Genomic DNA, 19,044 nt, shown 5'->3' on the forward strand with positions numbered 1-19,044 from the left:
TCGGTCCGTCCCGCGATTTCGCGGCGATATCGACCGGAGCGTCGGGTCGAACGCCGGATTCAGAACAGCGGGCGGAAGTAGTACGGGCTCACGAACCCCTCGATGACCGCCGCGATCGCCAGCAGGACGCCGATGCCGACCAGCACCCAGAACGATCGCTCGAGGTCGTCGGCCAGCGCCTCGAGCGAGCGGTTCCCGCGGAACGCCTCGAGGGTCCGCCAGCCGAGGTGGGCGCCGACCGCGCCGGCGACGACGATCGCCGGGATCTCGACGATGCCGTGGGGGGCGACGAACGCGAGCAACTGGAGGGGCTCGACCTCGAGGCGGCCGACAGCGCCGAGCAGCAGGCCGTTGAACCACAGCGACGCCAGCGCGGGGACGACCAGCGCGACGCCCGCGTAGGCGGTGATGAGCGCGACCAGCCAGTTGTTCGTGAAGTATTCGATCGTCGCGACGTACGGGAGCTGCCCCTCGATGCGCTCGGCGATCGACGTGTCGATCTCGCCCACGAACGGCTCGGCGAGCAGCCAGCCCTGGGCGAAGCCCACGAGCAGGGCGAGCACGGCGACGGCGTGGGCGCCGGGGGTCGCCCGGACGAACGCGACGAGTTCGCCCAGTCCGCGGCGGATCCCGCCGACCAGTTGCTCCCGGACGCTCGGCGACCGCTGGGGTTCGAACCCGGTCCGGTCCCGATCGGAGCCGTCCCCCGATTCCGACCGCGCATCGGATTCGAGGGTCCCGATACGATCGCCGTCCTCGCCCCTCTCGAGGCCGGACGCCGACGATCGGTGCTCCGTCGCTCGAGCGTCGCGACCGACGCTCGAGGCGGCGTCGGAATCGGCGTTCGCGCCGTCGACGGTCGCGCGGTCGCCCTCGCGGCCCACGGCCGCTCCGGTCGGCCGGGACGACGTCAGCGAGACGGTGTCCCGGTAGTCGGCGAACACGGCCGTCTTGACGAGTTCGAGGAACGGGACCACGACGAGGACCGACGCGAGCCCCACCACGCTCTGGGGGCTCAACGGGAAGTACTGCACCGACACGGCGGTGAATCCGCCGAAAGCGACCGTCGCGACGATCACGAGGAGGAAGTAGCCGAGCGCCCCACCCGGTCGGCGGCGGATGAACCCGGCGCTCGAGCGGAGCGAATCGCCGACGCCGACGCAGTCGACGACCACCGCGACGGGCGCGAACGAAAAGACCGCGCGAACGGTCAGCATCAGGACGAACCAGAGGAGGCCGGCGCCGGCGAGAGCGAAGACGGCGGTTCCCTCGGAGCCGGTCGAGACGGTGCCGATCACGGCGAGGAGGAGCGTCACCAGTCCGAACGCGATCGCCGAACCGGCCCACAGGAGGAATTCGAGGACGAACAGGCCGAGCATCGACAGCCAGCGCCGCGCGCCTCTGAGTCCGGCGAGCAGGCCGCGTTCGCCGCGAAGCGTTCCGTGACAGGCCGACAGCTGAGTCGCGGTCGCGACGGCCGAGAGGGCCACGGTGGCCGCGATCATCGCGACGACGGTGAGGACGATCACCGAAACCGTCGTCGCCGTGACGACCGGTTCGACGGCCTCGAGCGCGCTCTCCGCCCACGCCGTCGCCACCTCCGGTTCCGCCGTCTCCGGCGGCGGCTCCTCCAGGTCGTCCAGGCCGCGTTGGACCGCCGCGAATCGCCCCGTCGTCCTGAGGTAGAGGTAGAGCACGGCGACCCCGGCGAACGCGATCACGCGCGTGATCGCCGGGACGGCCGCCCCGAGGAGGAACCACGGAAGCAGGTCGGACGGGCGGTGGCGCAGCGTCCTGAGGGACGCCCTGAGCGCGTCGGAGAGGGTCATGCGGTCGTCTATTCCGTCCGAACGGTTAAAAGTCCGATAGTTTCTGATCGGGCCGGATTAGACCGGGATCGTCCGCCGTTCCTCGACCGCCCGTGCGCCCTCCTCGAGCGCCTCGATCAGCGTCTCGACGTAGCGGTCGCGGGCGGGGGAGGAGAAGAGTTCGTGGCCCCCGTCGTAGAGGACGACGTGTTCGGCGGGAACGCGCTCGCCGATCGCTCGGAGGTCGATGAGGGGATCGCGGAGCGAGCAGAAGATCACGGCGTCGTGGTCGATCACCAGCAACTCCTCCTGGGCGCGGCGGGTCTCCCGGACGAACGACGGCGAGATCCACCGCGGCGTCGTCGCGAGCTGGTGGTCCGTCGCCTCCTCGCCCAGGACCGACCGGTCGGGGCCGCCGACGGGGAGGAACGGGAACGACGACGGGATCCTCGAGAGCGCCTCGAGGGCGGGTTCGGGGACCCCCTCGCCGTAGCCCCACCAGGGGCTCAGGTAGACGTGGTTGTCGGCGCCGTCGAGCGCCTGGGCGACGAGGGCGCCGGCGCTGTGGCCCAGCAGGTGGTAGTCCTCGAAGTCCCGGACGTACTCGGCGACGGGCTCGAGCCAGTCGGCCTTGAAGTCCTCGACGTTCGTGGGAAGTTCGAAGGCGTGGACCCGGAACCCGGCCTCCGTCAGCCGCCCGATCAGCCAGCTGACGTTCTCGTGGGTCCAGCGGTTGCCCCAGCCCATGACGAAGACGAGGTCCGTCTCCCCGTCCTCGTTGAAGATTCGGTGTCGCATGGGAGGGAATTCGGCCCAAACGGATAAAAAGCTAACAGGTAAGTCACCTGTCCTCACACCCCACCCGGCGGGCGGGGACATCTCGGGAGTCGCTCGTCGTGGGAGTCGCCCTCGACGTCGGCGAGAGCGGGCCCTCGTCGGTGTCGCCGAGAACCGGTGGTCGCCTGCGCCAGCGGCGACGGTCGCGCGTCGGTGACGAGAAGATCACTCGTCGGCGCCGACGCTGATGACCTGCAGCAGCGAGTAGACGGGGACGCCCTCGAGTTCGTCGACGCCCTGTTTGTCGGCTAGCACGACGCAGGCGAGGGGTTCGCCGCCGTCCGCCCGGATGGCGTCGATGGTCTCGCGCATCGTGGTGCCGCTGGTGATGGTGTCGTCGACGACGTAGCACTCCCGGTCGCGGATGCCCGCGAAGTTTCGGGAGAACGTGCCGCCGAGTTCTTCGATGTCGCCTTCCTCCCACTGGTGTTTCGCCGGGGTGTACGTCGCGAGGTCGGTCTCGAGTTCGCGGGCGACGAGGGTGGCGATCGGACCGCCGGCCTTCTCGATGCCGACGGTCAGGTCGACGTCCTCGCCGTGTTTGGCGAGCAGGTCGGCCATCGCCTCCGCGATCGCGCTCATCCGCTTGCTGTCCCGGCCGATGGCGGACCAGTCGACGTGGATGTCCTGGGGGCCGCCGGGTCCGGCCGCCGGCTCCCGGCCGGCCCCCTGTCGGTCCGCGGGTCGCGGCGTCGTACCGCTGCGCTCGACGAGCCAGCTCGCCGTCTCCCGGGAGACGTTGAGTTCGTCCGCGATCTCGCCCTTCGAGAGGCCGCGATCCGCGAGTTCGGCCGCGCTCTCGATCAGGTCGTCGACGTTTTTCATATGGACGCGAATTCGACCGCCGTTTTTATAGTCGTGTCGTCGTCCGCAAACGCCGCGGCCACGTCGTCGGGGCCCTCGATCCGACGGACCTCGGTGACGAGCGCCTCGAGGAACCACTCGGGGAGTTCCGCGAGGGTGTCGATCGCCGACTCGAAGTGGCGCCGGTTGGAGTTGACGCTGCCCACGAGCGCCTTGTTGTGGAGGACGAGTTCCCGGTGGAGGCGGCCGCCGTCGACCTCGAACGTCCAGTCGCCCGGAACGCCGAGTAAGGCGGCCACGCCGTTGGGCGCGAGGGCCTCGACCGTCTCGAAGGCGTGTTTCGCGTAGCCGGTCGCCTCGTAGACGAGGTCCATCGGCTCGTAGGCGGCCGGAATCTCGGAGACGGGCGTCTCCCGGGAGTCGACGTACGTGCCCCCGAGTTCCTCGATGATGTCGATCGAGGGATCGGGCCGGTCCCGGCGGCCGAGGCAGTAGGTTCGCTCGTAGCCGATCGTCTTCGCGAACATCGCGAGCGTGAGGAGGCCGAGGCTGCCGTTGCCGAGCACGATGGCGGACTCGGGGCGCCACTCGAAGGCGGACCGAGTCGCGTACGCGTGCTCGAGGGCCTTCTCCGTGATGCTGATGGGTTCGACGAGGAAGCCGAGCGGGGCCAGGTGCTCGGGGATCGGGACGAGGAACTCCGCGGGGCTGGTGACGTACTCGGCCATGAAGCCGTGGGCGCCGACGATGCCGCGCTCGACGTACTCGCCGTCGGGGGCCATGTCGGCCTCGCCACGCTCGAAGTACTCGTTCGTCTCTGTCCCCTGCGGCGGCCGTCGCACCGTCGGAACGACGTACTGGCCCGCCTCGAGGTCCGTGCCGTTCGGCTCCTCGACGACGCCGACGGCCTCGTGCCCGAGGACGAGCCGGGCGTCGCCCGCGGGGACGTCCCCGTGAACGCCGCGGATGACTTCGTGGTCCGTCCCGTCGATGCCGACGCGCAGCGTCTTCACGAGGGCTTCGCCGGGGGCTGGTTCGGGAACGGGCAGTTCGATCAGCTCGGGCTCGCCCGTCCCGGGCTCGACTGCGATGGCGTCCATACGCCTCGTACGGTCCCGCCACCTAAAGAGTTTTACTCTATATTGAGTAAACTGTCAGGGCATGTGGGCGGTTCACACTCACTTCCGCGCTCGAGCGGACCGGCGACTGAAAACGGTTAACCCGCAGCCCGTGCCTGTTCGTGACATGGAACGATACGATCTCGTCTACCGACTCTACGACGAGTACGAGACGGAAACCCTCCGGGAGTACCAGGAGTTCGTCGACGTGTTCCCCGCGGTCGACTCGCGGGTGGCCCTCGACCACTGGCAGGAGGCCCACGAGGAACTCGAGGAGCGCAAGGACGAGATCCGGCGGGACTTCGCGGCGGGGGAGACGTTCGCGGAGATCGCCGCCCGGACGACCCGCGACCAGGCGTTCACCGCCCTCGACCTCGAGGCCAAGTACGGCCGGGCGGTGAACGTCCTCGTGCTGGACGTCGACGAGACGCTGCGGTCGGCGGGCGGAACGGACAACGAGATCCCGCGGGAGACGCTCCACGTGCTGACCGAGTTCCACGAGTCGGGCGTCCCGATCGTGATCTGCACGGGCCAGACCCTCGAGAACGTCAAGGGCTTCGCGATCCAGGGGCTGGGAAGCGAGATCGTCCACTCCGGCGACCTCTCGATCGTCTACGAGGCGGGAACGGGCGTCTTCACGCCGGGCCACGGGGCGGAGACGAAGCAACTGCTCTACGAGGACCTGGACGAGTCGATCCGGACCGTCTTCGACGACGTGCGCTCGCGCGTCCTCCCCGAAGCGCCCGAGGACCTTCGGCGGGGCTGTCACCTCCAGGGCAACGAGTTCAACGTCACGGTGAAACCCAACTACGAGACGGGGTCCTCGCGGGCGCGCGAGATCATCGACGAGGCGCTCGTCTACCTGATCGACCTGCTCGCCGACGCCGTCGCCGGGGCGCTCCCGCACGAGGACGGAGACGCGGACGAGGACGGGAACGGTGCCGACGAGCCCACCCTCGAGGGCGAATCGATCGCCGGCTGGACCCGCGCGTTCTACGCCGAACAGGACTCCGAGATCAGGGCCGTCCTCGAGGGCGAGGGGGCCTATCCCGACCTGGACCCCGACGCGGTTCCCGAGGGCCTCGCGGAGGTCCTCTCGCGGATCGACGTCGCCTACTACGAGGCCGACGCGGCCGAGATCGGCAGCCTCGAGTTGAACAAGGTCGTCGGCGTCGAGCGCGCGCTCGAGGTCCTCGGCGTCGACGACGCCTTCGCGCTCGTGATGGGCGACTCGAAGAGCGATCTGCGCGTGATGGAGTGGGCGGCCGAGAACGACGCCGGCATCGCGGCCGCGCCCGAGCACGCCTCGCGCGACACGCTCGAGCACGTGCTCGAGACCGACGAACTGGTCTTCGACCGGGGGAAGAGCGTGGACGTCCTCCGGACCGTTTACGCGTTGAACCGCTTCGCCCGCCTCCGGTGAGCGACGGTGCGAGCCGCCGTCCCCCGGGGAACCGGCGGACGCCGCGCGCGTCCGTTTAAACGACCGGAGCACACAGGCCGACCCGTGAACCGCGTCGGACCCCTCCCCTCACTCAGTCCGATCCGAGCGAGTCGACGGACGTGAGCGCCAGCGCCAGCGAGACGCGCGACCCAGGTCCCCCGAGTCCAGGATCGGCTGATCGATTATGCTACGATTCGAGTCCCAGAGCCGCCACGACCGTGGAACCGTTTCCGAACAGGACTCGAGCGACCCGACCGCGTTCGAGACCACGGCTGGCCGAGTCGCCGGCGGTGATCCGCGATGACGACGATCGCCGAGATCACGCTCTCGACGGACGACTTCGCGCTGGCGGAGACGTTTCGGGCGTTGACGGACCTCGAGTTGCGCGTCGAGAGCGTCGTCGCCGACGCCCCGTCGCGGACGATGCCGCTGGTGTGGTTCTCCGGCGTGGATCCGGACCGGCTCGAATCCCGCCTCGAGGAGGATCCGACGATCGAGGAGCACCTCCGGTTGCTCGAGAACCCGGAGGAGGGCGAGTGGTTCTACCGCCTCGAGTACGGCGACCGGGTCACGACCGTCTGCCAGCGTCTGTTCGAGCACGACGGGGCGATCCTCGACGCCTCCGTCACCGGCACCCGGTGGACCCTCCAGTTGCTGTTCCCCCGCCGCGAGAAGCTCTCGGACGCGCTGTCGGACATCGAGGACGAAAGCGTCGGAATCGACGTCAGGCGGATGGTCGAGGCCGACCGGAACGCGAACCTCGAGGCGACCGCCGCGCTCACCGAACCCCAGCGGGAGGCCATCGCCGAGGCCTACCGGCAGGGCTACTACGACGTCCCCCGCGAGATCTCGCTCGAGGAACTCGCCGACGAACTCGACATCTCCCACCAGGCGCTCTCCGAACGGCTGCGCCGGGCGAACCGCGTGCTCGCGGGCGAGCAACTCGACGAACCGATGAACGAGATCGCGACGGACTGACGGGGCTCGACCCCGTCGATCGCTCGGCGGCCGGCGACCGCGGGCTTTTTTCTGCTCCCCGACGGAGAAGCGCACATGGCACACCACGACCCCGGGTCGGCGGATCCGCTCTCCCTGCGAGGCGTCGTCCCGCCGACGGTCACCGCCTTCCACGAGGACGAGTCGGTCGACTACGAGACGACGGCCGAGCACGCCCGCTTCGTCGTCGACGGCGGCGTTCACGGCGTCTTCCCGCTCGGGACGAACGGCGAGTTCGCCCTCCTCACCGGCGACGAGCGCCGGGGGGTCGTCGAGGCCGTCGTCGACGAGATCGACGGCGACGTCCCCGTCATCGCGGGCGTGGGCGCGCCCAGCACGCACGAAACGATCGCCCACGCCGAGCACGCGGAGTCCGTCGGCGCGGACGGCATCGTCGTGGTCACGCCCTACTACTACCCGGTCGACCATCGGGCCGCCGTCGACCACTACCGGCGGGTCGCCGACGCGGTCGACCTCCCCGTGTACATCTATCACATTCCGAGCAAGACGGGGAACGCGCTCTCGCTCGAGACCCTCGCCGATCTCGCGGCGATCGAGAACGTCGTCGGCTGCAAGGACTCGAGCAAGGACGTCCCCTGGCTGGCCCAGGCGGTCGACGCCCACCCCGACCTCACGTTCCTCGCGGGGTCGGACTCGCTCGTCTTCGCGAGCCTCGAGATCGGCTGCTCGGGCGTCGTGAGCGCCGTCGCGAACGTCTTCCCAGAACTCGTCGTCGACCTCTACGAGGCGTACGACGACGGCGACGAGGAGCGCGCCCGCGACCTCCAGAGCCTGGTGTTCGACGTCCGGGACGCGTTCAAGACCGGCGGCGCGTACATGTCCGGCGTCAAGACGGCGCTGCGCCTCCGCGGATTCGACGCCGGGCCGCTGCGCAGTCCGCTGCGGCTGAAAGACGAGGAGAGCACGGAGGAGCTACGGGAGCGACTCGAGGAACTCGACGTTCTCCGACCGGCGTGACGACCGGTCCCGTCGTGGCGAACTTTTTGCCGCGGCGGGTCGAATCGGGGCCATGAACCTCACGGAGGAGCAGACCGCGATCCGCGAAACCGTACGCGAGTTCGCGCGCGAGGAGATTCGGCCGACGGCGACCGAGGCCGACCGGGCCGGCGAGTTTCCCGAGGAGGTCTGGGACGGCCTCGCCGATCTCGATCTGACGGGGTTGACCGTCCCCGAGGAGTACGGCGGCTTCGACGCCGATCCCGTCACCTCGAGCGTGGTCTACGAGGCGGTCGCCTACGGCAGCCTGGCGGTGGCGACGGCGCTGTCGGTCCACGGGCTCGCCACCTCCTGCATCGCGGCGTTCGGGAGCGACGAGCAGAAGGACCGCTGGCTTCCCGAGATGGCCGAGGGGCGTCCCGTGGGGGCGTTCGCCCTCTCGGAGCCTCACGCGGGATCGAACCCGGCGGAGATGACCACGGAGGCCCGGCCGATCGAGGGCGACGACGGCGAGGTCGAGGCGTACGAGATCACCGGCGAGAAGCAGTGGATCACGAACGGCCAGCGCGCGGGCGTCTACGTCCTCTTCGCGAAGACCGATCGCGACGATCCGTCGACCGTCACCCAGTTCCTCGTCCCGGGCGACGTCGACGGCCTCGCGGTGGGCGAGAAAGAGGACAAACTCGGCCTCCGGGCGAGCGACACCACGAGCCTCACCTTCGACGGCGCCCGCGTCCCCGCCGAGAACCGCCTGACGGAGGTCGGAAAGGGGCTCTCGGCGGCCTTCCACATCCTCACCGGCGGTCGGATCTCCATCGCGGCCCAGTCGGTCGGCCTCGCCCAGTGCGCCCTCGACGAGGCCCTCGAGTACGCCGGCGAGCGCGAGCAGTTCGACCGACCCATCGCCGACGTCCAGACGATCCGGCACAAACTGGCCGAGATGGCCACCAAAATCCGCGCCGCCCGCCTCCTCACGCGCGACGCCGCCCGAACGCGGGCCGAACTCGAGGGCGAGGCGGAGAAGGCGGCCGCGCTCGAGGCGAGCATCGCGAAGTACTTCGCGAGCGAGACGGCGATGTTCGTCACGAACGAGGCCGTCCAGATCCACGGCGGCTACGGCTACGTCACCGAGGGCGAGGTCGAACGCCTCTACCGCGACGCCAAGATTACCGAGATTTACGAGGGAACCACCGAGATCCAGAAGACGGTGATCGCGCGCGAGTTGCTCGAGTGAGGATTCGGTTTGGCCGATTCGTTCGATCGATACGGCGCGTGCAGCCGATCCGTCCGAGCGTAGCGAAGACGGATCGGCAAATCGCGCGAGGTCTTCGCGAGCAGCTGCGAGCGAACGGCTCGGAAGGCGCTCGCGCCTCCCGTCGGATGAGGAGCGCAGCGCAGCGAGCACCGCAATCGGTTGGGGGAGGGTGTGGTTTCGGGCGGGAATGAAAGGGGCGTCGGGGCTTTCGGAGCGATCCCCGTTCCTACTCCTGCGAACGGGAGCCGTATAGTCTCGATACAAAGCGCGACGGTTCATCATTCGAACCGCAGGCACCTCCTTTCTAATCGAGCGCGCGAACGTCAGAACGCATATTCGCACGCCCGACGTATTGACGGGCGTGACCGACGCGTGACCGGAACAGGAACACCGACCGACGCTCACAGCTACGAGGAGTACGAGGCCGTCGTCTACGACGTGGACGGAACGCTCGTCGACCTGGACGTCGACTGGAACGCCGTCGCGGCCGACGTCCTCGAGGTCTACGCCGACGCGGGCGTCGAGCCGCCGAGCCGAAACCTGTGGGACCTCCTCGAGGCCGCGGACGACTTCGGCCTGGCCGCGGCGGTCGAGGCCGTCATCGCGAGCCACGAGCGGGAGGGGGCCCGAACGGCCGACCGACTCCCCCACGCCGACGACCTGCTGGGGCTCGCGGGGACGGTCCCGGTGGGCGCCTGCTCGCTCAACTGCGAGGCCGCATGTCGGATCGCCCTCGAGGAGCACGGGCTGACGTCGGCGGTCGGCGTCGTCGTCGGTCGCGACACGGTCGACGCGTGGAAGCCGGATCCGGAGCCGCTACTCGAGGCCGTCCGGGGACTCGCCGCCGAACCCGAGCGGACGCTGTTCGTCGGGGACTCGCCTCGAGACGAGGAGACGGCCCGGCGGGCGGGGACGGCCTTCGAGTACGTCGGCGACGGGCTGTCGGGCGTCTGATCCGGATGGTCCCGTCGATATCGCCCTCGAGCCTCAGTTCGGACTCGGCGGTCAGGGGTCGAGGTCAGCGGTCGTCCTCGAGGTCGGGTTCGCAGTAGAACGCGATTCCATTTCTCTCGCACGTGATGCGAACCGGATCGTCGAGGGTCACGGAGACGCAATCGATGGCGCGGACGTAGTGGGTCGGAAGGTCCGTTCGAGAGCCGTCGTTGAGCCGCCTGAGCAGCCCCGCCTCGGTGAGGGTCCCGACGTGGCGGTACGCCGTCGACTGGGGCAAGTCGAGTTCCGCCGCGAGTTCGCCGACGGTCTTCGGACGTTCGACGGCGACGAAGATCCGCCTGGCCGTCGGATCGCTCAGGAGATCGACGATCAACGGCGGTGAGCAGTCGATCAGTTCCCGCCGGGTGTCGGAGCAGGTGTCGGCGTCGGCCATATAGAACACTCGATTCCGTATCGACTTACGAACCGAAACCGGCTCCCATCGCTCGAGAACGACCGTCACGGATAATGGGGCCGCGGGCCGGGGCCGGGGCCGGGCGAACGGCGCCGACTCGAGCCGGTCGACCGCGAGCGAGTTACGACGGGGCGCGTCACTGCCGGCGCTTTTCGACGGCGAACATCACGAGCGCGGCGACGATCCAGATCGGGGCGCCGAGGCGGATCGCGAACTCGGCGCGGTCGCCCCACGTCGGCAGGTCGGCGCCGATCGACAGCAGCGCGATGATCGGCGCGCCGACGAGGATCGTGGTCACGAACGTCATCTGCATCACCCAGCCGTAGTCGACGCCGTCCGGGGTGGTCGTTTCGACGCGTTCGGGCACGGGTGACACTCGCGAGCGGATCCTAATAAGCGCGCCGAGACGGCCGCCTCGAACCGTCGAAACCCGTCTAACGGCGGGTCGAGTCGAAGCCGGCGCGTCCGAGCGGCGGGGCGTACCCGTCGACCGGTGCCCGCGAGCGCGTCGGGAGCAGGCGCGCGGAGGGCGACCGAATAACGTTGAGGTTTAAGCGCCCGAGACGAACAGGACGTACACGCATGACGACCGTACGGGACGTTCGGGCGAAGGCGGGCGAGGAGACGATCACCATGCTGACGGCCTACGACGCGCCGACGGCGGCCATCGTCGACGAGGCCGGCGTCGACGTCATCCTCGTGGGTGATAGCGTCGGCAACGTCGCGCTCGGCTACGAGACGACGATCCCGGTGACCGTCGACCAGATGGCCGGGCACGTCGGCGCGGTCTCGCGGGCCACCGAGGAGGCCCTCGTCGTCGCAGACATGCCCTTCCTCTCGGTCGGCGTCGACGAGCGGTCGAGCATCGAGAACGCCGGACGGATGCTCAAGGAGGAGGGCGCCCACGCGGTCAAACTCGAGAGCGGACCTCACACCGTCGAACTGACCGAGAAGCTGGTCCAGCTGGGTATCCCGGTGATGGCCCACCTCGGCCTCACCCCCCAGCACGTCAACCAGTACGGGGGCTACCCCCGCCAGGGGACCGATCAGGAGGCCGCCGAGCGCATCCTCGAGCTCGCGCGAGAACACGAGGACGCCGGCGCGTTCTCCCTCGTCCTGGAACACGTCCCCGCCAATCTCGCGGCGGAGGTGACCGCGGCCCTCGACATCCCCACGATCGGCATCGGCGCCGGGCCGGACTGCGACGGCCAGGTGCTCGTCTTCCACGACGCCGTCGGCCTGAGCGAGTGGACCCCCTCCTTCTCGAAGCAGTTCGGGAACGCGCGCGCGGAGATGGAGGCCGCCGTCGCCGACTACGTCGAGGCCGTCGAGGGCGGCTCGTTCCCCGCCGAGGAACACAGCCACGAGGAGAGCGACCTCGAGGAACTGTACTGAACTGCCTATCGACGCGTCGCCCGCGTTCGTCTTCTATCGCTGGTTGGAAAGCGCCGCACGGGATAATAGGGTAATATATACTCATTATATCGAATCCATATCTTCGAGGAAACGCTTATGTGTCCCGGTGAGTACGGACGAGTACACACGGAATAGGACAATCATGGCACGAAAACCAGAGCAACTACCGAAGAAAGTGGACGGTTACAAAGACCCTGCGGCTCAGCTCGAAGACGTAATCGTCGAACGCGACGACGGCGTCGACGTCTGCTCGCTCTACCCGCGGAACTGCACCGACGAGATGGCCGCGACCCACTGGATCACGGCCACCGGCGACGCGTTCGTCGACCTCGAGTCCGCACGGTAGCACCCACCCTCACCCTCGCCCTCGCCCACCGTCTGGACCGGACCCACGCCTCACCCGCCGCCTGGATCGCATCCTCCAGATCGAATTCGAATCCGGGGCCGATTCCCTCGTTTCTCCTGCTTCGTCCCACGTCACCGCTCGAGAACGTCACGCTCGAGCGATTCACGCGCAGTTACCCCGACGCGACCTGGAGCGACGAACAGAACTCCGCGACGACGCCGTTGAACGCGTCGGGGCGCTCGAGCATCAGGAGGTGAGCGGCGTCTGCGAACTCGACGAGCGTCGTCTCGGGGATCTCGGTGGCGAGGTACTCGTGGAACCACGGCGGCGTCATTCGGTCGTGCTTCCCGTAGCACACGAGCGTCGGGGTGTCGATCTCGCCCAGGCGGTCGCGGACGTCGAACCGGTGACTGGTCTGGAAGTCCCGCGCGGTGACCGCCCGACCGGTCTCGTACAGCACCTCCCGCGAGCGCTCGAGCAGGTCCGGGTCCGGGTCGTGAAAGAGGCGGTCGGAGCCGTGGAGGAACTCGACCGCGCGATCGAAGTCGTCCTCGAGCCACGCGAGCAGATCGTCGAGCACGCCGAGCCGGGCGCCGGTCGCAGCGAGGACGACGCCGTCCGGATCGACGTCGCGCTCGAGCAGCGCCTGCATGACGACGGCGCCGCCGAGCGAACAGCCGACGAGGACGTCCGCCGCCACCGCGTCGTAGACGGCCAGGGCGTCGTCGACGTACGCCGACAGCGTCGTGAAGCCGGGTTCGGCCTCGACGTCCTCCGAGTCGCCGTGGCCGCTCAGGTCGACGGTCGCGAGCGGGAACCGGTCCGCGAGTCGGTGCTGGGGCGTCCACTGGCGACGGTCGCTCCCCGCGCCGTGGACGAAACAGAGCGTCGGGCCCGTTTCGTCCCCTTCCTCGTCGGCGTCTCCACCCGTACGGTCGACGAAATGGTACGCCGTCTCCCGGCCGTAGTGTTCGACCGTGTTCATACGTACCGAACGAGGAGGGCGACTATAAAGTCCCGAGTTCGCTGGGCGGCGTCCCCTCGCTGACGCGGGGCGCAACGCCGCTCCCGCCGATCGCGCCGAGGTCGAGGAGGTCGACGAGTGGCGCTACCGGTCCCCGAGCAGTGGTCGACACCGTGACCCCATCAACACTGCCGACGCCGCGAGCCGATCAGTACCCCCTGCTCCCGTCCCCGTCTTCGGCCGCCTCGGTCCCTCGGAAGGCCGCGCGGATCGCCCGCGCCCGCGTCTCGCCGATCCCTTCGATGGCCAGCAGGTCCTCGAGCGAGGCCTCGAGCAGGGACTCCACGCTCGGGTACGCCTCGTACAGCGTCGCCGCCAGGCCGGGACCGATGCCGTCGATGCAGCCGTAGATCCGCTTCGTCGTCGGTTCGCGGCGGCTCGAGACCGCGCCCGTCGGCAGGGGTCGCCGACGCGAGGGCGGTTCGACGTGCTTCCGTCCGAGCCGGACCGCGAAGTCGACGAGCCGCCGCCGGTCGGTACACGGGATGACGGGCGTGCCGTGGCGGGCCGTGATCGAGGCCATCGAGCCGCGGATGGACGCCGGGGCGACCCCCGTCTCGAGCGCGTCGACGTCCGAGAAGTCGCCCTCGAGCAGGACGTACGAGTGATCGTAGACCGCGTTCATCCGCTCGACCTGATCGCGGAGGTCGGAGCCCGACCGACCCATGGCGCTGTTGACGTAGTCGCGGAGGGTCTTGCGCTCGATGCCGACCGAGTCGACGACGACGTCAGCCGCGGGGAGGCGCTCGACGGCGACCTCGACCACGTCGGGGTGGCTGCGCACGGCCTCGATCAGGGAGGCTGGTTCGCGGTCGTCGACGGTGACGGAGACGGCGACGGTCATAGCTTCGTATGCAGGTGAACGGGGTCCGGAACGGGTATCGGTTTCGCTCAGGTGCGGTCCACGACCTCGCTTTCGGGGTCTTCAACGCCGATTCACCGAACTCCTGCCGCGAAGCGGCCGTCCCGCGACCGAACCGGTATCTTTCTACCGCGGCAAATATTAGTCCCGCCGAATGGCGACAACGGGGAACGTCGACGTCGAACGGGTGCTCGTCGTCGGGCCGGATCGCGCGCGGGTCGAGTCGGTCGCGCGCGACCTCCAGTCCGTCGCGGGACCGAACGGAACGGTATCGACGGCGACGACCGTCGAGTCGACCCTCGAGCGGCTCGAAGCGGCGACCGTCGACTGCGTCTGCGTCTGTCCCGACGGCGGACGCGGTGGAGGGAAGCGGAACGTCCGCGGCAGCGAAGCGATCCCGGACGGCGACGGTGCGGTCGAGTTCGGACTCGAGACCGTCGAGGCGATCCGCGAGCGCGACGGTGAGGCCGCCGTCGTCTTCTACCCGGAGAACGGATCGGAGGCGCTCGCGAGCGCGGCGGTCGCCGCCGGCGCGGCGGAGTACGTCTGCGACGACGCGGACCTCGCGTCGGCCGTCGAACGCGCGGTCGGAACGGCGCGGACGCGCAGGGAGCGACGCGAGCGAACGCGGCAGTTCCGCGCGATCGCCGACGATCCGGACGCGTACGTCTGGACGCTCGCGCCCGACGGGACCGTCCGACGGGCCAACGGGACCGCCCTGGAGGGACTCGACGCGACCGAGGGCGAGGTCCGCGGACGGCCGTTCTGGGCCCTGCCGTGGCGGCCCGCCGGCGGCGAGGGCGGTCACGGGAGCGAAACGGAGGCCGAAGCGGAACCGCTCGAGGCCACGATCGAGCGCGCGGCCGACGGGGCGGTGGTCCGCCGCGAACTGCGGATCGGAACCGGGAGCCGAGACGGGGACGACCCGCGCACCCTCGAGGTGACCGTCCGCCCCGTGCGCGACGAGTCGGGGGCGATCGTCTCGCTGCTCGCGGAGGGGGCGGACGTGACCGACCGCGTCGAACTCGAGCGCGAACTCCGGGAGTCGGAGGAACTCCACCGGGTGACGCTCAACAACATGACCGACACGATCCTCATCACCGACGACGAGGGGGCGTTCACTTACGTCTGTCCGAACGTTCACTTCATCTTCGGCTACTCGGACGACGAGATCCGCGACCTGGGGACGATCGACGAGGTGCTCGGCGAGGACCTCTTCGATCCCGACGAACTCGAGTCGGAGGGGGTCCTGACGAACATCGAGTGCACGGCCACCGACAAGCGGGGGCGCGAACACGTCCTGCTGGTCAACGTCCGCCGGGTGGACATCCAGGGCGGGACGACCCTCTACAGCTGTCGCGACGTGACGACGCGCAAGCGCCGGGAGGAGGCGCTGTCGGCGCTCCACCGGACCGCCCGGCGGGTGCTGTACGCCGAGACCGACCGCGAGATCGCCGAGATCGTCGTCGAGGACGCCGTCGACGTCCTCGGCCTCGAGGCGAACGCGGTGTTCCTGTTCGACACCGACGAGAACGTGCTCGAGCCGGCCGCGTGCGCGCCGGCGCTCGAGCGCCTCGACGGGCCCCAGCGCAGGCGGCGGGCGAGCGCGGACACCCTCGTCGGGAGCGCCTTCGTCGCGGGGGAGAGCCGGTTCTTCGACGACGTTCGGGACTCGCCGCTTTCGGACGACGGGACCGACCTCCGGAGCGCGGCGGTCGTCCCGCTGCGCGACCACGGCGTCCTCGTGGCCGGATCGGACGAGGTCGGGGCGTTCGACGAGGTCACCGAGGAGGTGACGGACCTGCTCGCGGCGACCGCCGAGGCGGCGCTCGACCGCGTCGAGCGCGAGACGACCCTGCGCGAGCAGGAGCGCGAACTCACCGAGCGCAACCGCGAACTCACTCGCCTCGATCGGATCAACGAGATCATCCGGGAGATCGACCAGGCGCTCGTGCGGGCCGAAACCCGGGAGGAGATCGAACGCGCCGTCTGCGACCGACTCACGGCCGACGACCGGTTTCGGTTCGCCTGGATCGGCGTCCCCGACGCCGGCGGCGCGCACCTGCGCTCGCGGGCCCACGGCGGCGCCGAGGGGGGCTACCTCGACGGCGTCTCGTTCGCGCTCGAGGACGACGCGCTCGAGAGTGAGGGGAGTACGGGACCTCGAGCAGCCGACCTCGAGCCCGCGGTGCGGACGGCGGCGTTCCGCGAGGTGACCGTCGTCTCGAACGTGGCGAACCGCCTCCACGAGGACGAGTGGCGACGGGAAGCGCTCTCGCGGGACTACCAGTCGGCGATCAGCGTGCCGCTGGCGTACGACGAGTTCGCATACGGCGTCCTGACCGTCTACGCCGACCGGCCGGAGGCGTTCGACGCCGTCTCCCGGGCGGTCCTCGAGGAACTCGGGGAGACGGTCGCCTCCGCGATCGCCGCCGTCGAGCGCAAGAGCGCGCTGCTGACGCCCTCGAGCACCCGAATCGAGTTCGCGGCCGACGACGAGACGTTCCTCTTCCAGCGCCTCGCGGCGCGGGGCGACTGTGCGGTCTCGTTCGACGGCGGCGTCACCCAGCGCGCCGACGGCGTCTCCGTGGTTGCGCGGGTCGACGGCGCGCCCGTCGAAGACGTCGCGGCCGCCGCGGAGGACCTCGTCTCGGTCGCCGACGCGCGGGTGATCGGGGAGCGCGAGGGCGAGGAGTCCGGGACGCTCCTGCTCGAGCTGACGGGATCGTTCCTGGCGCTCCGGCTCGCGGATCACGGCGTCGTCCTCCGCGGGGTCGAGGCGACGCCGTCGGGATCGACGGTCGTCGTCGACGTCCCGAGCGCCGTCGACGTCCGGCGCAGCATCGAGGTCGTCTCGAGCGTCGTCTCGGACGTCGACCTCGTCTCGAAGCGGACCGTCGAGCGGGCGACCGCGCGGGACCTCCGGTCGGAGTTACTCGACCGGCTGACCGAGCGGCAACTCGAGGTCGTTCGCCTGGCCTACTACGGCGGCTTCTTCGAGTCCCCGCGCGAGCGCACCGGCGAGGAGATAGCCGAGACGCTCGGCATCTCGCCGGCCGCGTTCTACCGCCACAACCGGACGGTGCAGCGGAAGCTGTTCTCGATCCTGTTCGACGAGCTGGACCTTCCGGCAAACGTTGCTACGGGGGGTGAATAGTGAACCCCTCTCCGCGATCGACGTTCTGAATATAACGAATACATTCACCCTAATATCCCTATTATCTGTGGACACGACGAACGCCCCGTTCCGGTCGTCGTATCCACCATGAGAGACGTTCAATTCGATCCACGGGAAGAATCGACGTACGAGTGCTTCGACTGCGGCGCCGTCCTTCGGGCGGACGCGCCGCGAACGTGTCCCGAGTGCGGCGCCGACATGCGGAATCGAGGAACGCCGATCGAGTAGCATTTAGTTCATGTCTTCCGACTCATTCCAACCCGCGGAGGGAGCGACCAGTGCGTCGACCGAGGAGCGCGGGAGGGCGACCGGCGAGTCCGAGAGCGCCCTCGAGACGGCGCGGCGGCAACTCGCCCGCGCGGCGGCCCACCTCGAGATCGACGAGAGCATCGTCGATCGCCTCGAGCACCCCACGCGGGTGCTGGAGGTCACGGTGCCCGTCCGCCGCGACGACGGGAGCGTCGACGTCTTCACCGGCTACCGGGCCCAGCACGACAGCGTCCGCGGGCCGTACAAGGGCGGCCTGCGCTACCACCCGGCGGTCACGCGCGACGAGTGCGTCGGCCTCTCGATGTGGATGACCTGGAAGTGCGCCGTGATGGACCTCCCGTTCGGCGGGGCGAAAGGCGGGGTCGTCGTCGATCCCAAGTCGCTCAGCGGCGAGGAGAAGGAGCGACTCACCCGCCGGTTCGCCCAGGAGATCCGCGATTCGATCGGCCCGACCAAGGACATCCCGGCGCCCGACATGGGGACGGATCCGCAGACGATGGCCTGGCTGATGGACGCCTACAGCATGCAAGAGGGGGAGACGATCCCCGGCGTCGTCACCGGCAAACCGCCGACGATCGGCGGTTCCTACGGCAGGGAGGAAGCCCCCGGCCGCAGCGTCGCCATCGTCACGCGCGAGATCTGTTCGTACGACGATCGCCCCCTCGAGGACACCACGGTCGCCGTCCAGGGCTTCGGCAGCGTCGGCGCGAACGCCGCGCGCCTGCTCGAGGAGTGGGGCGCGACGGTGGTCGCCGTCAGCGACGTCAACGGCGCGATCTACGACCCCGACGGGGTCGACGTGGCGTCGATCCCCTCCCACGACGAGGAACCCGAGGCGGTCACGCGATACGTCACCGAGGGTCACGCCGACGCGGCCGGCCTCGAGCGCCTCTCGAACGACGACCTCCTCGAACTCGACGTCGACGTGTTGATCCCGGCGGCCGTCGGCAACGTCATCACCGAGGACAACGCCGACGATATTCGGGCAGACATCGTCGTCGAGGGGGCCAACGGCCCGACGACGTTCGCCGCGGACGCCATCCTCGACGAACGGGGCGTCCAGGTCGTCCCCGACATCATCGCCAACGCCGGCGGCGTCACCGTCAGCTACTTCGAGTGGCTCCAGGACATCAACCGCCGGAAGTGGAGCGAGAAGCGGGTCAACGAGGAACTCGAGTCGGAGATGCTCGAGGCCTGGAACGCCGTCGTCCGGGAGGTCGAACGGCGGGACGTGACCTGGCGCGACGCCGCCTACGTCGTCGCGCTCTCGCGGGTCGCCGAGGCCCACGAGATGCGCGGGCTCTGGCCCTGATCACCGCGG

The 19,044-nt window shown here is 69.5% G+C and carries 18 protein-coding genes; 10 read left to right on the forward strand and 8 right to left on the reverse strand.

The features are described 5' to 3' along the window. Positions 1-59 precede the first annotated feature (59 nt). The 4 genes from RJT68_RS03475 to RJT68_RS03490 all read right to left on the reverse strand — a co-directional run bounded on the left by RJT68_RS03475 (position 60) and on the right by RJT68_RS03490 (position 4,549). Positions 60-1,829 carry a stage II sporulation protein M gene (locus tag RJT68_RS03475; protein ID WP_407038988.1) on the reverse strand — a complete coding sequence of 590 codons (1,770 nt, stop codon included), beginning with the start codon at positions 1,827-1,829 and terminating at the stop codon, positions 60-62. A 57-nt stretch (positions 1,830-1,886) separates the two neighbouring features. Further along, positions 1,887-2,606 carry an alpha/beta hydrolase gene (locus RJT68_RS03480; RefSeq protein ID WP_407038989.1) on the reverse strand — a complete coding sequence of 240 codons (720 nt, stop codon included), beginning with the start codon at positions 2,604-2,606 and terminating at the stop codon, positions 1,887-1,889. Between the two features lie 204 nt (positions 2,607-2,810). After that, positions 2,811-3,470 carry a transcriptional regulator GfcR gene (gene gfcR, locus RJT68_RS03485; RefSeq protein WP_407038990.1) on the reverse strand — a complete coding sequence of 220 codons (660 nt, stop codon included), beginning with the start codon at positions 3,468-3,470 and terminating at the stop codon, positions 2,811-2,813. Then, a complete protein-coding gene (locus RJT68_RS03490) occupies positions 3,467-4,549 on the reverse strand; it encodes a glucose 1-dehydrogenase (RefSeq protein ID WP_407038991.1) in 1,083 nt (360 codons plus the stop codon). Before RJT68_RS03490 ends, gfcR begins: the two co-directional genes overlap by 4 nt. Before the next feature lie 145 nt (positions 4,550-4,694). Between RJT68_RS03490 and RJT68_RS03495 the strand changes: the two genes are divergently transcribed. The 5 genes from RJT68_RS03495 (at position 4,695) to RJT68_RS03515 (ending at position 10,173) form a co-directional block, all read left to right on the forward strand. Further along, the gene (locus RJT68_RS03495; RefSeq protein ID WP_407038992.1) at positions 4,695-5,990 is read left to right on the forward strand and encodes an HAD hydrolase family protein; all 1,296 of its coding nucleotides are present in this window, start codon (positions 4,695-4,697) and stop codon (positions 5,988-5,990) included. 321 nt (positions 5,991-6,311) lie between these two features. Next, positions 6,312-6,989 (forward strand): helix-turn-helix domain-containing protein, encoded by a 678-nt coding sequence (locus tag RJT68_RS03500; RefSeq protein ID WP_407038993.1) that lies wholly within the window; start codon positions 6,312-6,314, stop codon positions 6,987-6,989. Between the two features lie 75 nt (positions 6,990-7,064). After that, positions 7,065-7,985: a dihydrodipicolinate synthase family protein gene (locus RJT68_RS03505; RefSeq protein ID WP_407038994.1), complete on the forward strand. Its 921-nt coding sequence runs from the start codon at positions 7,065-7,067 to the stop codon at positions 7,983-7,985. A 52-nt stretch (positions 7,986-8,037) separates the two neighbouring features. Then, positions 8,038-9,198 (forward strand): acyl-CoA dehydrogenase family protein, encoded by a 1,161-nt coding sequence (locus RJT68_RS03510; RefSeq protein ID WP_407038995.1) that lies wholly within the window; start codon positions 8,038-8,040, stop codon positions 9,196-9,198. 393 nt (positions 9,199-9,591) lie between these two features. Continuing rightward, positions 9,592-10,173 carry an HAD family hydrolase gene (locus tag RJT68_RS03515; RefSeq protein WP_407038996.1) on the forward strand — a complete coding sequence of 194 codons (582 nt, stop codon included), beginning with the start codon at positions 9,592-9,594 and terminating at the stop codon, positions 10,171-10,173. Positions 10,174-10,237: 64 nt separating this feature from the next. Here RJT68_RS03515 and RJT68_RS03520 read toward each other — a convergent pair whose 3' ends face one another. Beyond that, a complete protein-coding gene (locus RJT68_RS03520; protein ID WP_407038997.1) occupies positions 10,238-10,606 on the reverse strand; it encodes an ArsR/SmtB family transcription factor in 369 nt (122 codons plus the stop codon). Positions 10,607-10,763: 157 nt separating this feature from the next. Further along, positions 10,764-10,994, reverse strand: coding sequence for a DUF5822 domain-containing protein (locus RJT68_RS03525; RefSeq protein ID WP_407038998.1), 231 nt, complete (start codon positions 10,992-10,994; stop codon positions 10,764-10,766). A 215-nt stretch (positions 10,995-11,209) separates the two neighbouring features. On the opposite strand from RJT68_RS03525, the gene panB reads away from it, so the two are divergent. Continuing rightward, on the forward strand, positions 11,210-12,022 hold the full coding sequence (gene panB / locus RJT68_RS03530) for a 3-methyl-2-oxobutanoate hydroxymethyltransferase (RefSeq protein ID WP_407038999.1): 813 nt from the start codon (positions 11,210-11,212) through the stop codon (positions 12,020-12,022). 163 nt (positions 12,023-12,185) lie between these two features. Then, positions 12,186-12,389, forward strand: a complete 204-nt coding sequence (locus RJT68_RS03535) for a DUF7511 domain-containing protein (RefSeq protein WP_407039000.1) — start codon at positions 12,186-12,188, stop codon at positions 12,387-12,389. A gap of 172 nt (positions 12,390-12,561) precedes the next feature. On the opposite strand, the gene RJT68_RS03540 is transcribed toward RJT68_RS03535, so the two are convergent. After that, positions 12,562-13,374, reverse strand: a complete 813-nt coding sequence (locus RJT68_RS03540; protein WP_407039001.1) for an alpha/beta fold hydrolase — start codon at positions 13,372-13,374, stop codon at positions 12,562-12,564. 187 nt (positions 13,375-13,561) lie between these two features. Beyond that, a complete protein-coding gene (locus RJT68_RS03545; protein WP_407039002.1) occupies positions 13,562-14,257 on the reverse strand; it encodes an ERCC4 domain-containing protein in 696 nt (231 codons plus the stop codon). 172 nt (positions 14,258-14,429) lie between these two features. Here RJT68_RS03545 and RJT68_RS03550 point away from each other — a divergent pair, with 172 nt between their 5' ends. The 3 genes from RJT68_RS03550 (at position 14,430) to gdhB (ending at position 19,035) form a co-directional block, all read left to right on the forward strand. Continuing rightward, positions 14,430-17,432 (forward strand): bacterio-opsin activator domain-containing protein, encoded by a 3,003-nt coding sequence (locus RJT68_RS03550; RefSeq protein ID WP_407039003.1) that lies wholly within the window; start codon positions 14,430-14,432, stop codon positions 17,430-17,432. A 108-nt stretch (positions 17,433-17,540) separates the two neighbouring features. After that, positions 17,541-17,681, forward strand: a complete 141-nt coding sequence (locus RJT68_RS03555) for a rubrerythrin-like domain-containing protein (RefSeq protein ID WP_407039004.1) — start codon at positions 17,541-17,543, stop codon at positions 17,679-17,681. A gap of 10 nt (positions 17,682-17,691) precedes the next feature. Then, positions 17,692-19,035 (forward strand): glutamate dehydrogenase GdhB, encoded by a 1,344-nt coding sequence (gene gdhB, locus RJT68_RS03560; RefSeq protein ID WP_407039005.1) that lies wholly within the window; start codon positions 17,692-17,694, stop codon positions 19,033-19,035. Positions 19,036-19,044 lie beyond the last annotated feature (9 nt).

This window comes from Halovalidus salilacus, from assembly GCF_031852275.1.
Taxonomy (GTDB): Archaea; Halobacteriota; Halobacteria; order Halobacteriales; family Natrialbaceae; genus Halovalidus; species Halovalidus salilacus.